A 542-nucleotide genomic window follows, 5' to 3' on the forward strand; every position below is an offset into this window, starting at 1 on the left:
AAGGCGATGTGTGGAAACGCTTGAAAGAAGAGGCTTCAAGCAGTCTTGAGCAGTGGCGTAAAGAGAATGGTAAGTCAGGTCAGCCGTTCTGGATGATGGGCGAAGTCTGGGGACACACCGCGTATCGCAGCCCTTATTTCGATGATGGTTTTGACGCGTTGATCAACTTCGATATGCAGAAGAAGCTAGACAAAGGCGCGGCGTGCTTTAGCCAAATGGCAGACACTTACCAAAGCTATGCGGACACTATCGCGAACGAGAAAGACTTCAACCCAGTCAGTTACATGTCTTCTCACGATACGGAGTTGTTCTTCTCACGTTTTAAAGATTACGGCATGCAACGTAACGCCGCGAACGCATTGCTCCTTAGCCCAGGAGCGGTTCAGGTTTATTATGGCGATGAAGTAGGCCGTAACATTGGCCCTTACGCGGATGATTTCCACCAAGGCACACGTTCAGACATGGTTTGGAAGCTATCTGATGACAAACAAGCTTTGCTGAAACACTGGCAAACCCTTGGTCAGTTCCGTCAAGCACACCCT

At 49.4% G+C, this 542-nt stretch carries 1 protein-coding gene; it reads left to right on the forward strand.

Annotation, left to right across the window (positions count from 1 at the left end):
- Positions 1-542 (forward strand): alpha-amylase family glycosyl hydrolase (locus R7Z50_RS30420; protein WP_318150139.1); only part of this gene is annotated, 542 nt, incomplete at both ends.

The organism is Vibrio sp. 1249-1 (assembly GCF_033340495.1).